This is a genomic window from Streptomyces sp. NPDC002144, from assembly GCF_053593695.1.
In genome coordinates this window covers 1-15,427 of the sequence record NZ_JBSFDB010000100.1, presented here as the reverse complement: position 1 = coordinate 15,427, position 15,427 = coordinate 1, and the positions used below count along the sequence as shown (strand labels likewise).

At 69.4% G+C, this 15,427-nt stretch carries 9 protein-coding genes and 3 pseudogenes; 6 read left to right on the top strand and 6 right to left on the bottom strand.

Annotated features, from left to right (window positions below; genetic code table 11):
• Positions 1-638: 638 nt before the first annotated feature.
• The 5 genes from ACWCQ1_RS50045 to ACWCQ1_RS50025 form a co-directional block, all read right to left on the bottom strand.
• Complete coding sequence (locus tag ACWCQ1_RS50045; RefSeq protein ID WP_451029868.1) at positions 639-1,067, bottom strand: hypothetical protein; 429 nt, start codon at positions 1,065-1,067, stop codon at positions 639-641.
• A gap of 355 nt (positions 1,068-1,422) precedes the next feature.
• Positions 1,423-2,730 carry an MFS transporter gene (locus ACWCQ1_RS50040; RefSeq protein ID WP_451029867.1) on the bottom strand — a complete coding sequence of 436 codons (1,308 nt, stop codon included), beginning with the start codon at positions 2,728-2,730 and terminating at the stop codon, positions 1,423-1,425.
• A 134-nt stretch (positions 2,731-2,864) separates the two neighbouring features.
• Positions 2,865-3,323, bottom strand: a complete 459-nt coding sequence (locus ACWCQ1_RS50035) for a cupin domain-containing protein (protein WP_451029866.1) — start codon at positions 3,321-3,323, stop codon at positions 2,865-2,867.
• 143 nt (positions 3,324-3,466) lie between these two features.
• Complete coding sequence (locus tag ACWCQ1_RS50030) at positions 3,467-5,191, bottom strand: AMP-binding protein (RefSeq protein WP_451029865.1); 1,725 nt, start codon at positions 5,189-5,191, stop codon at positions 3,467-3,469.
• Positions 5,192-5,223: 32 nt separating this feature from the next.
• A complete protein-coding gene (locus tag ACWCQ1_RS50025) occupies positions 5,224-7,185 on the bottom strand; it encodes an FAD/NAD(P)-binding protein (protein ID WP_451029864.1) in 1,962 nt (653 codons plus the stop codon).
• A 437-nt stretch (positions 7,186-7,622) separates the two neighbouring features.
• Here ACWCQ1_RS50025 and ACWCQ1_RS50020 point away from each other — a divergent pair, with 437 nt between their 5' ends.
• The 6 genes and pseudogenes from ACWCQ1_RS50020 to ACWCQ1_RS49995 all read left to right on the top strand — a co-directional run.
• Positions 7,623-11,534: a type I polyketide synthase gene (locus ACWCQ1_RS50020; protein WP_451029863.1), complete on the top strand. Its 3,912-nt coding sequence runs from the start codon at positions 7,623-7,625 to the stop codon at positions 11,532-11,534.
• Between the two features lie 223 nt (positions 11,535-11,757).
• Positions 11,758-12,444 (top strand): TetR/AcrR family transcriptional regulator, encoded by a 687-nt coding sequence (locus tag ACWCQ1_RS50015; protein WP_451029862.1) that lies wholly within the window; start codon positions 11,758-11,760, stop codon positions 12,442-12,444.
• 204 nt (positions 12,445-12,648) lie between these two features.
• Positions 12,649-12,906 (top strand): annotated as a pseudogene (locus ACWCQ1_RS50010) (transposase); the annotation flags it as partial.
• A 1-nt stretch (position 12,907) separates the two neighbouring features.
• Positions 12,908-13,381 (top strand): DUF4158 domain-containing protein, encoded by a 474-nt coding sequence (locus tag ACWCQ1_RS50005; RefSeq protein ID WP_451029861.1) that lies wholly within the window; start codon positions 12,908-12,910, stop codon positions 13,379-13,381.
• 157 nt (positions 13,382-13,538) lie between these two features.
• A pseudogene (locus ACWCQ1_RS50000) lies at positions 13,539-13,769 on the top strand (Tn3 family transposase); the annotation flags it as partial.
• A pseudogene (locus tag ACWCQ1_RS49995) lies at positions 13,667-14,083 on the top strand (Tn3 family transposase); the annotation flags it as partial. The pseudogenes ACWCQ1_RS50000 and ACWCQ1_RS49995, both read left to right, overlap by 103 nt.
• A gap of 357 nt (positions 14,084-14,440) precedes the next feature.
• On the opposite strand, the gene ACWCQ1_RS49990 reads toward ACWCQ1_RS49995, so the two are convergent.
• Positions 14,441-15,088, bottom strand: a complete 648-nt coding sequence (locus tag ACWCQ1_RS49990; protein WP_451029869.1) for a DUF6461 domain-containing protein — start codon at positions 15,086-15,088, stop codon at positions 14,441-14,443.
• Positions 15,089-15,427: the final 339 nt, after the last annotated feature.

The window sequence follows — 15,427 nt, the reverse complement described above, 5'->3', positions numbered from 1 at the left end:
GGCCCGGCCAGCTTGGTTATCGCCGGCCGGACGGCATACAAACTACCACTCTCCTGCGGGTGGTTGGCGGTGAACGCCGATCCGCCCTGGCGGCGAATCGGCTTGCCCTGCCCTGCTCCGCAGGAGTCCGTTTCCTCCCCCGCCTGAAGGCGGGGGTATCCACGGAGGAATCCCGATGAAGGGCCAGCCCACTCCGCGCTGCTGGGAGGTTCTCGCTGCAGCGCTTCTGCCCGCAACCGCGAGTCGATGGCAGGTAAACCAGGCGGAGAACTCCCCAGTCCTCACATCTGGGCTCCCACTGTGGCGCAGCGGGAACCATATCGACCGTTACGGACCCCAGGTACAAAACAGTTCACTGTGCCGTGGCCCGGGCTACGAGGGACGGCAAGGCGCCCGGGCCACGGCATTCTGGCCTCGGATGAGGGCCGAGACCAGCACGGATGGTGGCGAGCCCTGCCCTCCGTGACGCGTGGCCCGGCAGGCAGAAACTCACCTCGAGGCAAACCCCATCCACCTGTCACTACGGGATCGCAACTCAACAGGGTTCGATCTTCACCAGAGACTGACTTGAAGACGTTCATCTGACGAAAAACCGCTCCCATGGTCAAGCGCGTATGTACCCCGGAGCGGGCAACGGGTCAGCCCAAGGGGGACGGCCGGGGTGAGAAGCCACGTCGCGTATGTCTGCTGGACTCTGTCGACTTGGTGTGCTGCCTACTCGACGAACGGCACCCCGACATGGCGGACTTGCCGGTTGAGGTACTGGCCAACGGCTGGGACAACCTTGTGTGTCGGCTTGGCGAGACCGTGGCCCCCGCAGCGGCGGCCAGTTGCACCCCCATCAGGCCGACCCCGACGGCGCCGCCGTGGATGAGCATCGTGTCGCCCGCTCCCACGCCGGTCGCGTGCAGCGCATGGAACGCGGTGGTGCCGCTCAGCAGCAGCGACCCGGCCTCGGCCCACCCCAGCCCGGCGGGCTTGGCGAGGATCGAGGTGGCCGGAGCTGTGACGTAATCGGCGTAGGCGGCCGTCACGGGGTACACGATGACCTCGTCACCGATGCGCACACCGGACACCTTGGCACCGACATCGGTGACGACGCCCGCGCAATCCGCGGTGTCCGAGTCTTGATCGGGAAAGCGAATGTGCCTTCTGGGCTGGAAGATGAGGCTTGTCGAAGGTCTCTGTCCTCACAGCAGGAAGGATGCGGCGCCACTGCCTGCGACGCACACTCCCCACGGGCCGCCGTATGTCGCCGAGGAGCGGCCCCGGCCACCCGGTTCGAAGACGTAGGTCGCCCGTCGCCTCGGCGAGGGCCGAAGCCCTGGCCGAGGCGCGGCGATGCCTCGAGCGCAGCGTCTTGCGTCGGATCTTCGAGATCCTCGGACGAAAGCGGCCACGCCCCTCGGTCCGACCCGCCTGTCAGGGAGCCTTCTCGGAGGGCATCAGGAGAGCGGAGAGGACTGCGGGGAGGGCGCCGACGAGGAGCATGACGGTCGGCCAGTTCGAGATCGACAGCAGCGGCGGGATCATCAGGGGGGTGACGAACGCTCCGCCGAAGACCATCGTGTTCTCCAGGCCGAGCGCCGTGCCCGAGCGTTCGGCGCCGGCCATGGTGGCGATCTCCGCGTAGTGGACGCCGTGCCAGCCGCAGGAGAGGAAGCCGGCGGTGACGAGGAGGCCGGCCACCGTCCAGGCGGGTGCGGAGCCGAAGAGGGCGATCGCGGTGAAGGCGGCGGCGATGATCCAGCTGTAGGTGGTCACCAGGCTCCTGCGGTACCGGCCGCCGTGGTTGTCGGTCCACCGGCCGCCCCAGACCCGGGAGACGGCGCCGAGGACCTGGACGACGACCAGCAGCATGGCGATGCGCGGGATGGACATGTGCTTGACGGTGTGAAGGAAGACGGAACCGAAGGTGAGCACCGTGAACTGCGGGAGGTCCAGCAGGAAGGCGGTGATGGCAACCCGCCAGATGTCCCAGCGTTTGAGGGGGTTGGGCACGGTGGTGGCGGCGAGGTCGCCGTCGTTCTTGGTCTTGGCCAGCGGCGGTTCGTCCAGCCAGGCCACGACCGCGACGGTGGCGGCGAGGGTGATGGCGGTGAGGAAGGCGAAGACCCAGCGGAATCCCGCTCCCAGGGCCAGGGGCGGGAGCACCGCCGCGCCGATGGCCCCGCCCGCGGGCACGGCGGCGACGCGGAGGCTGATGGCGAAGCCGCGTTTGGCGGGCGGGAACCAGCCCATCACGGCCCGGCCCGAGGCGCCGTTGACGCAGCCGCCCAGGGCGCCGGCCATGAACAGGACGAGGGCGAGGGCCCAGTACGTGGGGGTGGTGTTCCCGGAGGGCACCAGGAACGCGGTCACGGCGGCGAGCGAGAGCGTGGTGCCGGAGAGCCCGGTGATCAGGACCTTTCGTTCGCCGATTCGGTCGGACAGGATGCCCCAGAACACATCGGTGACCGCGATGCCGCAGGTCACGGCCGCCATGACGAGCCCGAGTTCGGCTGTGGACAACCGGTAGGCGTTCTGCATGATGGAGCCGGAGGTGGGGATTCCCTGGAACGCGGCGCTGAAGGCGGCTTGTGCGCCGATGCCTACGCCGAGGATTCCCCATTTGTAGCGGGAGGAATGGGTCTTGCCGGACCTGCCGACGCGTATGTCGTCCGACGGGGCGGCCGCGGGCGCGGGGGCGGTAGCGGCGAGGGGGGCTGTTTTTTGGAGTTGGTCGGGCACCGTGGGGCTCCTGGGTGTGGTGTGTACGGGACGGCGCGGGCGAGCGAGCGGTGGCCGGGTGCCGGCCGGGCCGGTGCCCGGCCGGCACCCGGCGACCCGTCGCCGGTGAGGCGTGATGGGACGGCGGTGTGGGGTCAGCCGGTGGTCAGCGGGGCGCCGTCGAGGGCGAGACCGTCGTCGGGCAGCTCGCCCGGCCGCAGGGGGAGGGTGCGCTTCTCGCGGATGACGAGCATCTTGCAGCCGTCGGGGCTGGAGACGCGGTGGATGCTGTCGGGGCGCTCCACGACGAGGGTGCCGGCGGGATAGACGTCGCCGTTGTCGTTGACCAGTTCGCCCTCCAGGACCAGCAGGATCTCGAATCCCAAGTGGCGGTGGAGGTCGCCATGCGCGCCGGGCAAGAAGTGGGCGATGTACGCCTCGGCTCCGTCGGGGCCGGTTTCCTCGCCGGTGTAGAGCCAGTGCACGTCGACGGCCTCCCGACCGGGCTGGATGTAGGGCCGCCACAGGATCCGGCCGTCCGTCAGTCCGGTGCCGAAGAGGTCGCCGATAACCTCGATCTGGCGCTCCTGGGGTACGTACGCGATGTCCGTCATGGTGTGTCCTTCGGGCAGTGAGGGGGCGGGCAGTGCCGCCGCGGATCTGCTGGTGAACAACGTGTGCTGGGTGGCGGCGTTCGGTGGAAGGAGTGGTGCGGGCGCGGCCGGCCGGGGCGGCGGGCGCGGCCGGCCGGGGCGGGTCACAGACCGGGGGCGCTGTGCACGACCGAGCTCTCCAGCAGGTCGCCCGTGCGGTACTCCTGCGCGGACGGCGTGCTGGAGGCCTCTCGTGCGGCGCGCAGTTCGGCCCGGCGGATCTTGCCCGAGGTGGTTTTGGGCAGCCCGCCGAACTCCAGGCAGGAGATCTGCTGGTGGGGGGCGAGGTTCTCGGCCGCGAAAGCGAGCACGGACCGGGCGGTCTCGGCCGTTGGCGGGTGGCCGGCGGCGAGCGACACGTAGGCCTTGGGGACCTGGTACCCGACGGCGTCGGGTACCGGGACCACTGCGGCCTCGGCGACCGCGGGGTGCCGCAGCAGGACGCTCTCCAGCTCGAACGGGGAGATGCGATGGTCGTAGGACTTGAACACGTCGTCCGTGCGGCCGATGTAGGTGAGGTAGCCGTCGCTGTCACGCCGGGCAATATCGCCGGTGTGGTAAAGGCCGTCGGCGAACGTGCGGGCTGTCTTGTCGGCGTCGCCCAGGTATCCCGTCATGATGCCGACGGGGCGTTCGGCCAAGTCGACGCATATCTCCCCTTCGTCGCCCCGCTCCTTGGTGCGGGGGTCGACGAGCACAATGGGATAGCCCGGCAGTGGCTTGCCCATCGAGCCGGGGCGGACCGGCAGGGCGGTGGTGTTGCCTATCTGCGCGGTGGTCTCGGTCTGCCCGTACCCGTCGCGCACGGTCAGACCCCATGCGCTGCGGACACGGTCGATGACCTCGGGGTTGAGCGGCTCGCCGACCGAGGACGCCTCCCGCAGGGTGGGCGGGCGTTCGCCCAGGTCGTGCTGGAGGAGGGTGCGCCATGCGGTGGGCGGGGCGCACAGGCTGGTGGCATGTTCCTCACGGAGAATGTCCAGGAGAAGCGTCGGGTCGCCGCTGGCGGGGAGGTTGACCGACAGGACGCTCGCCTCGGCGTTGAAGGGACCGAAGAAGCTCGACCAGGCGTGCTTGGCCCAGCCGGGGGCGGAGATGTTGACATGGACGTCGCCCGGGACGAGGCCGTTCCAGTACATGCCGGTCAGGTGGCCGATGGGGTAGCTGCTGTGGGTGTGGGAGACCATCTTGGGCCGGGAGGTAGTGCCGGAGGTGAAGTAGACGAACAGCGGGTCGTCGGCGTGGGTGAGCCGGTCGGGGCGGAAGTCAGGGGACTCGGTGTAGGCCTCGCAGTACGGCGTCCATCCGGCGGTGTCGGACCCGGCGGCAATGCGGGTGAGGTGGGCTGGTGCGTCGGCGAAGGCGCCGGTGAGGTGGTCGGCCGTGATGATGTGCGCAACCTCGCCGCGGGTGAGGCGGTCGTGGAGGTCGGCCCGCGAAACGGTGGTGTAGGTCGGGATGACGACTGCGCCGACCTTCATCGCCGCGAGCAGTGCCTCCCAGACGGCGACCTGGTTGTCGAGCATGAGTAGGAGGCGTTCACCGGGGCGGACCCCGAGGCGGCGCAGCCAGTTGGCGACGCGGGCCGAGCGCTCGGATAACTGCGCGTAGGTGACGGATTCGGACCGGCGGTCAGGTCCGATGATCTTCACGGCGACACGGTCGTTGCCGCGGGCGATCTGGTCGAACCAGTCGAGGGCCCAGTTGAAGTGGGTGGGGCGTGGCCAGGTGAAGCGGGCGACGGCGGCGTCGTGGTCGGTGCGCAGGGAGAGCAGGAGGTCGCGTGCGTTGCGGAATTCCTCGGTGGCGGCGGGGTTGTGGCCTGTCACGGCGGTGCTCCTTGTGGGGTGGGGCCGTCAGGTCAGAGGTCGGCGGCGATGGGCCGGGACAGCGCGGTGGTCGGCAGCGAGTGCCGGACGGGGTGCGCGCCGATGGGGGGCTTGTGGCCGAGGACGTCTGCGGCGATGGCGTCGGCGTCGGTGTGGAAGCCGACCATGGGGCCGGGCCGTCCGTTGCCGATCTGGGTGAACCAGCGCAGGTCCTCGGTCGGGATGCCCAGCGCGTACAGGCCTCGCGAGGGCCGGCCAGTCGCGTCGACCAGGCGGTAGGGCTTCTCGGTCACTGCCAGCGCGCCCGTGGCGAAGCGGGCGCCGTCTCTTGCGTTGATGTTGACGTGCATGGATGCCAGACCGTCGTCGATGAGCTGGCGCATCAGGGGGGAGGCGTCGATGCGGGCATCGGCGCGCGGAATGCGGGCGTCGATGAGGATCTCGGTCTCCTGGTACGACCCGGCGACCTGCGGCGACTGGAGGGTGAAGCGGCCGGTGTCCTCGTTGGTCCCGATGCGCAGGCTGGGGCCGACCACGGTCAGGACGCCGGCCTCGATGAGGGCGATCGCCTGGGAGACCCGCACGGCCGGAGGGCCGGCGGACACCATGGTGTTGATGGGGTTGAACCAGCCGAGGAACTCGTCGCGGTGCGAGTCGGGGTGCAGGCTGGAGAATTCCACCGCGTCGCGCACCACTCCGCGGATGTCGCGCATGATGTCCAGGGCGGCCTTGAGCGGGTTGTCGAGGTTTCCCTGTTCGGCCTGGCGGGCGTCCTCGCGCAGCAGCGAGGTCAGCCGCTCGTGGAACGCGCCCGGGCTGGTGAAGGTCTGGCCCGTGAAGGGGCGGGCCATGGTCTCCAGGTCGATCGCGGGCAGGTCGGCGAGGCCGGCCTCCTTCAGGAGGGTCGCCGTGCTCTCGGCGTCTCCGGCCGCGGCGCGGTGCCAGTTCGCGAAGACCTGCGCCGCGAGTTCGCCGTCGCGTCGGCGCACGTGGGTGGTGTAGTAGACGTGCTCGACCTCGCGGAGCATCAGCGGCAGGACCTGCGAACGGAAACGTAACTGGCCGTCGCCCGTCGCCGAGCGGTTCGCCCGGCGCAGGTCGGCCAGGGCCTCGGAGGTGAAGAACACCGGCTGGTAGCGGTAGTAGGCGTCCTTCTGGTTGCGCCCGCGGGCCAGCATGGGCAGGCCGCTGCGCGAGCCGGCGACGATGTGCGGCTCGTGACCGGAAGGTGCGTACTCCAGGCTGCCGTCGGAGCGCTGCACGAAGTGTCCGCCCCGGCCGACGGTCAGTTCCGCGGCGACGTCGTAGAACGTCAGTCCGAGTCCGAGGATGCCCACCGGGCTTCCGGCGGTGAGTTCGTCGAGCTCCATGTCGGCGGCGGACGCGCCGCGCAGGTAGCGGGTGCCGCGGTGGCGGGAGGCGAAGTCCAGCAGGTCGCGGTCGGCCCTGCCGGCGATGTGGTGGGGGTGGCCGGTGGTGAGAACCACCTTGTCGGCAGTGATGCGCCGGCCCTCGCTGGTGGTGATCGTGTAGCGGCCGTCGCCGTCCCGGCGCAGGTTCCTGGCCCGGGCGGTCACCGGGGAGACGGTCACGTCCGGTGGGAGGGCGCAGGTGATCCGGTCGAAGACGTCGTGCAGGTAGCGGCCGTACACCCGGCGTGGCGCATACGTGTTGGGGGTCAAGGCGTCAACTTCCGGCTGGGGCGCCGCTTGAAGCCACTGATAGAGGGACGGTCCCGCACCGGCCCGCCAGGGGCCGTCGTCTGGTTCGCCCGAATAGAGACTCACTTCGCCGGCGGCCGTGTTCATCAGCAGGGTGTCCGGCTGGTCGGTGCGCCAGATGCGGCCGGCGCCCGCCTCACCTGGGTCGATCGTGTGGATGCGTACCGGCTGCGGAGGGCGTGCGGCCGTCAGACGTGCGACAAGACGTTCCAGTACGGACAGGCCGCGCGGGCCCATGCCGATGATCGCGACGTGGAGTGTCCGGTCGGGCATCGGTTCCACTCTCCTTTTCCATGATCAGCAGACGTATCGAGGGGCGCTGGAGCCATCGGGCGGACGAAGTCACTGGCCCACTCCGGTTTGGGTGCCGCCCGCGGGGCGGCGAGTCGCCGGGCCCCGACAACTTGGATTACTGCCATGCAACTTTCAATCGCAACGCAAGAATAGATTCTCGTAGATAGATGTATGCAAGTCCAAAACTACTGTGATCTGTGTCACAACTGCCACCGCATCCGGGCCAGCTCTCTTTTGTGCAAATTTGCACAAAAGGGATTTATGTGGGCTCATTTTTCTCAATTTCCGCGAGCCCTAGGTTCAAAGTTGTTCTCGGGTGTATATCTGTACGGCACTTGCAGCCGTGTGTGACGGCGGCCGCCGTTCGACGAGTCGCCGCCCTTGCCTTCCTCCGCACCCAAAGGTGGTCAACGGACATGGAGCACTCGGAAGAGCTTGACAACGCTGTCGCGATCATCGGCATGGGTTGCCGGTTTCCGCGGGCCGGCGGAGTGGACGAGTACTGGAAGCAACTCCTCGCCAACACCGACGCCGTCGGCCCGATACCGGCGGACCGCTTCGACATCACGGACTACTACGCCCCGGCGCCGGCCACGGCCGGCAAGACCGTCTCGCGCCACGGCGGTTTCCTGGACGACGTGTTCGGCTTCGACGCCGCGTTCTTCGGGATCCCCCCAGTGGAAGCCCGTGGCATGGACCCGCAGCAGCGCATCCTGCTCCAGGTCGTGTGGGAGGCCCTCGAGGACGCCGGCGTGCTCCCCTCCAGCCTGGCCGGCACCCGCGGCGGCGTGTTCGTCGGACAGGCCACCACCGAGTACGCCGAGACCGGCCCGGGATCACAGGCTGGCGTGCGCGAGATGGTCGGCAGCCGGCTGCGGGCCGCGACGGCCGGGCGGGTCTCCTACGCGCTGGACCTGCGCGGTCCCAGCGTCGTCCTGGACACGGCGTGCTCCTCGTCGCTGGTGGCGGTGCACGCCGCCCGCCAGAGCCTGCTGACCGGCGAGAGCGACCTCGCCGTCGCGGGCGCCGTCAGCGTGATCCTCTCCCCGGCGGACTCCATCGCCTACTCCCAGGGCGGAATGCTCTCCGCCAAGGGCCGCTGCCGCTTCGGCGACGCCCATGCCGACGGCTTCGTGCGCAGCGAGGGCGTGGCAGCGGTCATCCTCAAGCGCCTCCCCGACGCACTGCGTGACGGCGACAGCGTGACAGCCCTCGTCCTGGGCAGCGCCGTCACCAACGACGGCAAGGCCAGCGGCCTCCTGCTGCACCCCTCCGTCGCCGGCCAGGCACAGATGCTGCAGGAGGCGTGCCGCAGCGCGAACATCGACCCTGCCCGACTCGACTACGTCGAAGCACACGGCACCGGGACCCCCGTGGGCGACGCCGTCGAACTGCAGGCACTGGCCCAAGCGGCCGGCCACGGACGCGAGGCGGGCGCCCCGCTGCGCACGGGCTCGGTGAAGACGAACATCGGCCACACCGAGGCCGCCGCAGGACTGGCCGGGCTGATCAAAGCGGCGCTCATCGCCCGCCACGGCGTCATCCCCGCCTCCCTGCACCTCGAGCAGCCCCACCCCCTGCTCGCGGAGAACCGGATACCGGTCGAGGTCGTGCGCACCAACACCCCGCTCAACAAGGCGGGCCGCCGGGCACTGGTGGGCGTGAGCAGCTTCGGACTGACCGGCACCAACGCCCACGTCGTACTCGCCGAACACCTTCCTGCGGCACACCGGCAGCCCCGGCCCGAGCCCGGCGTCCCCCCAGCGCGGCTGCTCGTCCTGAGCGCCCGCAGCCGCGCCTCGCTGCTGCGACAGGCCGCCTCCTTCGCCTCCTGGCTCGAGCCTGCGGGAGCCGGCCGCAACGTGCCCCTGCACGACGTCTGCGCGACGGCCGCCCTGCGCAGGCAGGCGCACCCGCACCGGCTCTGGGCCGTCGGCACCACCCACGACGACCTGGCCACCGTGCTGCGCGCCCTCGCCGACGGCCGCAGCCACCCCGACGGAGGCATCTCCGACGCCGGCACGGGCACCCCCCGGCAGACCGTCTTCGTCCTGCCCGGACAGGGCTCGCAGTGGCTCGGCATGGGCCGTGGCCTGCTCGCCTCCTCCCCCGCCTTCAAGGAAGCCCTGCAGATCTGCGACCGGGCCGTGCGCCGCGAGGCGGGATGGTCCGTGATCGACCTGCTCACCCGGGACGTCGACGCGCTGCCCGACGACGTGGACCTCGTGCAGCCCGCGCTGTGGGCGATGCAGGTCGCCCTGGCCGCCGCCTGGCGGGAAAAGGGAGTCGAACCCGACGTCGTGATCGGCCACAGCATGGGAGAGGTGGCCGCGGCCCGCATCAGCGACGCCATGTCCCCGGCCGACGCCGCGGCCGTCATCTGCCGCCGCAGCCGACTCATGCGGCGCCGCGAGGGACGGGGTGCCATGCTGGTCGTCGAACTCGGCCCCGACCGGACACGGCAGGTCATCGCCCCCTACGCCGACACCGTCTGCGTCGCCGCGGAGAACTCACCGACCACCACGGTCGTCGCAGGCAGCGACACGGCGCTGACCGCCCTGGAGGAACAACTGCGCGCAAACGACGTCCTGTGCCGGCGGGTGAAGGTCAACGTCGCCTCCCACTCACCCGACATGGACTCCTTACGTGACGACCTGGGCGACCTCCTCAACGGCCTCACCCCGGCCGACACCAGCTGCCACATGGTCTCCACGGTCACCGGCCGACTCGTCGCCGGACCCGAACTCACCGCCGCCTACTGGATCGACAACCTCCGCCGGCCCGTCCGCTTTGCCGAGACCGTCCGCACGGTCGCCGAACGCGAACGAAGCGTCTTCGTCGAGATCAGCCCGCACCCGGTACTGTCCGCAGCCGTCGGCGAGACACTGGCCGCACACGGACTCGACGGATACGCGGTGGCATCCCTGCGACGCGGCCAGGACGAACACACGGAACTGATCCGCAGCGCGGGCCGTTTCTTCGCCGCCGGCGGCAGGATCGATTTCAGCCGCTGGTACGCCGCGCAAACACCCCCCGTGGCCCTGCCCCCTTACCACTGGGACACCACCCAGTACCGGCAGGACACCGCCTCCCAGCCCGTCGGCCCCTCCGGGACCCGCGTATTGGGCGCCAGCCTGGGCCAGCTCGGCGCCGCCGACTGGGCCGGCGGCGTACGGGTACGCGGACTGACTCCCGTACCACCCGTCCTGCCCCTCGCACTGATGTTGGAAGCGGGCCGCCAGACGGCTCCCGGCAGCGCCTTCGCCCTGGAGAACGTCCAGCTCGGTGACCACCCCGTCGACACGGAGAGCTCCCTCGACAGCGACCTCCAGATCACGCTCGCCCAGCCGCGCGCCGACGGCACACGCCCCGTCAGGGCGGAGGTGGTCGTCCCCGGCACCGCAGAGCGCCTCCTGTTCGCCGCCGGACACCTCACACCGGTGCAGGACGAACCCGGCGCCCACAGCGCGGGAACGGTCGACGCCGCTCTCGCCCGCTGCCGCCGTTACCTCCCCGCCGCCGCCTTCGAGGACCTCGCGGCGCGGCGCGGCATCGAGATAGGCGAACCCTTCCGTGCGGTGGAGCAGCTGTGGCGTGGCGACGGCCGGGCGGTGGCACGCCTGCGACAGCCCAAGGCGCCCCTGCCCGCCGCCTGGGAGTCCGGGCTGCTGCCCCTCGTCGCCGCCTGGCCGGCGGGCGAGCACACAACCCCGTACGTGCCCACCGGATTCGACCGGGTCCGCTTCCTGGACGAACCCGGCGACGAGTACTGGTCCGTGTGCTCGCTCCAGCCGCTCAGCGCCCGCACCGCCCGCGCCCACGTCCTGCTGCTCTCCCCCGACGGCCGCGAACTCGCCCGTTTCACCGGAATCCGCCTGCACCGCCTTCCCGGCTCCCCCACCGAGGCTGGCCCCGGACCGTCCGCCCTCACCTCCAGGCTCACCGGACTCGGCTGGATGCTGACCTCCGCCGTACGCGGCCTGCCGCAAGCCATCCGCATACCCCAGCGCCAGACCGGCCGTCCGCGTCAACCCCGCCCGGTCATCATCCCCACGCCCCGACCGGTGGCCGCCCAGATCACCGCGAGCCGGCCCCCTCGCAGTGGCGAGGAGCTGCGCACCCGGGCCGCCGCCCTGCTCGGCATGGCGGTCGCCGACCTCGACGGGCGCCGCCCCCTGCGCGACTTCGGGCTCGACTCGCTGATGGCTGCCCAGCTCAAACAGCAACTGCGCACCGAGTGCGGCTGGGAGATCACCGCCGGACGACTCCTCGGTGACGACAGCATCGAGACCATCGAACGGCTCCTGCAGGAAGGCCAGTACACCTGACCCACGCCGCCTTACGCGGTGAACCAACCTGTGCGGACGGGATGCCCGGTGAGGGATTCCGTCCGCACAGCCGTCTATGAGACCGGACTTCAACCCATTCTTGTACTGTGGTATAAGAATTTGGAGAGTGGTTCACAGATGTAACGCAGACGCCGCCGCTCCCGGTGCCGACTTGGTCGGCGCGTTGCCGCCCGCGGCGGGCCCGTACAGCCAGGAGGCTTTCATGAACACCGACACGACAGAAGCGGTCGGCTCGGTCGGACGCAGGGAGAGGAACAAGCAGAAGGTGAAAGAACGCCTCTACTCCTCTGCGCTCACCCTGTTCCGGGAACAGGGCTACGACAAAACCTCGATCGACCAGATCGCCGAACGCGCCGATGTCGCCCGCGGAACGTTCTTCAACTACTTCCAGCGCAAAGAAGACATCGTCAGCGCCTGGGGTGAACGACGCCGAGAGAAACTCATGACCACCATGGACCACAGCGACCCTGCCAGTCCTGGCACCTCCGTCAGCGAGCTGCGCCGCTGTATGAGCATCCTCAGCGAGATCAACGAAACGGAACGCGACCTCGCCGCACCCATGCTCACCGCCTGGGTCAAAGCCGGCCGGCCACTGGTCGAAGAACCATACGTCGCTGACGTCTTCACCCGTATCGTCGCCCGAGGCTACGACAACGGCGAACTCGTCGGCGACGTCAGCGCCCAGCGCGTGGGCCACATCCTGCGCGACATCTACCTCGGCACCCTCTACCGCTGGTGCCAGCAGACCTCCGCCGCACCTGGCTACGTCGCCGAAGAACTCGAGGCCGCCCTGCGACTCGTCCTCTACGGCCTCCTCACTGCGCCAGACCGCCAAACCCACGCCGCGACAACCAGTGAGAACGCATCCCACCGAGCCTGGAACTACTAGTACTTCAGCAGGATCTCCTGTCTGACCTGGTCAATTCGCCGGGTGGTGGGAGCGTAGCGGGACTTCGATCGTGCGGGGCGGTCTCACGGAGACCGCCCTTCGATCGTCCGACAACGCTGCGTAGTGACAGCGACAGGGCAGCCTCCGAGGGTGATCACCGGGCCTGCCGCCGAGCAGTAGGACCTCGAACCGGACGACCTCTTCCTGACCATCGGACACCGCTTCGGCCGAGTGGAGCTCCGCCGCCGCGTGCGGGACCATGTGCGCGGGCTACTCGCCCCGGTGCCCCGCAAGAACAGCTGGCAGCTGGCCGAACAGGCTGGCCACTCCACCCCTGACGGCCTGCAACACCTCCTTACCGGATTGAAGTGGGAGGCCGATGACACCCGCGACGACCTGCAGGAATACGTCGCCGACAAGCTCGGCGAGGGCGATGGTGTCCTGATCACCGACGACACCGGGTGTGCGCCACGAAGCGAAGTCGTGTGCCCGGTTGGGTTACTTCCCCGACCTGGAGCAGGTCCCTGAGCGGGTCGTTAACCGGGTCCGTGTCGCGGCCGGGCTTCCGGTGAATGCAGCGGCTGTGGCCGCGGGACGGTCCGCGGAGCGCTACCGCTCATGGGTGCGCCAGTATCTGGGCCTGGTGCACGACCCGGCCCGTACCCGTGAGATCGCCGCTGCTGCGATGGAGGGGGCGGCGCCGGTCCGGGCCTCGGTGGTGGACCTGGTGAACGTGGCGTTGGAGGAGCTGGTTCGTGCGGGTCTGGAGCTGCCGGGGTTCTCTACGCTGCACCGGACGGCGGCCTCGGTCCGGGCGCGGGTGGAGGGCGAGATCTGCGCTCGGATCGCCGAGCAGATGGGTCCGGCCCGGCCCCGCCTGGCGGGGCTGCTGGTTGTGCCGGACGGCGAGCGCCGTAGCTGGTTCGACGTGGTCTAGGAGCCGGGGCGGCGGGCGACATGGTCCAGGGTCCGGCAGCACGGCGAGCGCGTGGATCTGGTCGACGGCCTCGGCGACGCCGGGAGCTGGGTCGTAGGCGTGGCCGCGGCGAAGGTCAGCGCGTTCGCGGAGCAGGCCAGGGTAGGTCTTCGGGCTCGCCCATCTGCTCGGTATCGACCTGCTGCCCAGGATCCGCAACTTCCAGGACCTCACTTTCCACCGCCCCGACCCGAAGGTGCGCTACCGCCACATCGACCCGCTGTTCTCCACCGACCCCGCACCGCCATCGACTGCGACCTCATCCGTCGCCACTGGCCCGACCTCATACAGGTCGCACTCTCGGTCAAGCAGGGCACCGTCTCCTCGGTCACACTGCTGCGCCGCCTGAACAACCGGTCCCGCAAGAACCAGATCTACCAGGCCTTCCGCGAAGTCGGACGCGCCGTACGCACGGCCATGCTGCTGCGCTATCTGTCCGCCCCCGCGTTGCGCGAGCAGATCCAGCGAGCGACGAACAAGGCCGAGGCCTACAACGAGTTCACGAAGTGGCTCCACTTCGGCAACGCCGGCTGGCTGACCAGCCGTGACCCGGAACTGCAGGACGAGGCAGTCAAGTTTCTCGACCTCACCGCCGCGAGCGTAATCTTCTCGACCACCATAGATATGAGCGAGACGCTGTCCCGCATGGCCCGCGAAGGCTGGACCCTGCACAACCAGCGATCTGGCGGTACTCAGCCCCTACCGGCGCGAGAACGTGCTCCGCTTCGGCGACTACACCACCGACCAGCTCCACATACCCCCGCCCGCCTACGACCCAGGCCTCCACGCCGAGGAAGCACAGGCCGACACAGCAGGGCGACCGTGATCACCTACAACGGAGAGTCCCACACCAGCATCATTCTGGTACCCGCCAGACAGGCCGTGGGTCTTTGGAGGAGCACGTCGTCGACAAGGGCGCCGATCAGGTCCTGGCCGACTAGCTGGACATGGGCAGCCCCCTCGCCCTGCGCCTGGCCGCCCGCAAGGCAGCGGTCCTTCTCTGACGCCCTCTGGAAATCGTCAGCCGAGCGGCGCGACCAGCAGCGGGACTCGGCGTATGTCGTCCAGGGTGAGCGCGAGGCCCGCCAGGGCGCAGGCAACACGCATGACGATGTCGCCGTCGGCTTCGCCGGGCTCGAAGTCCTCCGCCGGGACGTTGCCGGCAGCCTCGAATGCCGCACGCAACTCGGCAGGCATGCTGGGAAGGTCCTCATTCAGATCGAGGTCGTCGACGTTGACCCACTCGACCTGTTCTCCGGCGACGGCATAGGTGAGATGGGCGTCCGCGTTGATGGTGTAAACGCTTGTGGCCGCTGTCCGGCCATCGGCGGACAGCGCGTTCGTCGCCGCGTCGTCGAAGGTGTACCCGGAGTCGTCGTAGACGAAGGTCCACTCGCCGATGCGTCCCGCCAACAGTGCTGCAGAGGTTCCCGGCTTGATACCAAGAGCCGCACAGGGCAGTGACGTCCACTCGTCCGGCTTGCTGTCAGGCAGTTCGCAGGATTGGATCAACTCCGGCTTGGCGCCCAGCACTTCCAGCGCTTCCGCCGGTTCGATACCGCGCACGACGTGAAGGATGTGGTTCGGATCACCGGAGGCCAGATCAGTGATCCATATCGGCGCTCCTTCGGAATCAAGTGTGCTCGGCGGAAAACCGGGCGTAGGCATCATCGACCTTCTTTCATTACCGGCGCGCGTGGCATCCCGCTGCAGCGGTGCCGCAGGTGATGCCGGAGAAATCCTGCACCGGGCAAGCCCCGAGCGGGGAACGATGACGCCGTTACCGTAGCCACCCCATCTCGCCACATCCACCGCTCCTTCCTCAAGCTGGTTGGTCCACGGCTGCCTCGTTTTACAGGAACAGGGGGCCGAATAGGCAAGGCACGCCCGGCAATCACAATTACTGTGCGTAGTCATCGGCAGGAGACGTGCGCTCAATGACAGGCCGGGGGTCTTTGGAGGGGTACGCGCGGTAGCGCCGGGGCATGCCCCGGCGCGCCGTGGCGC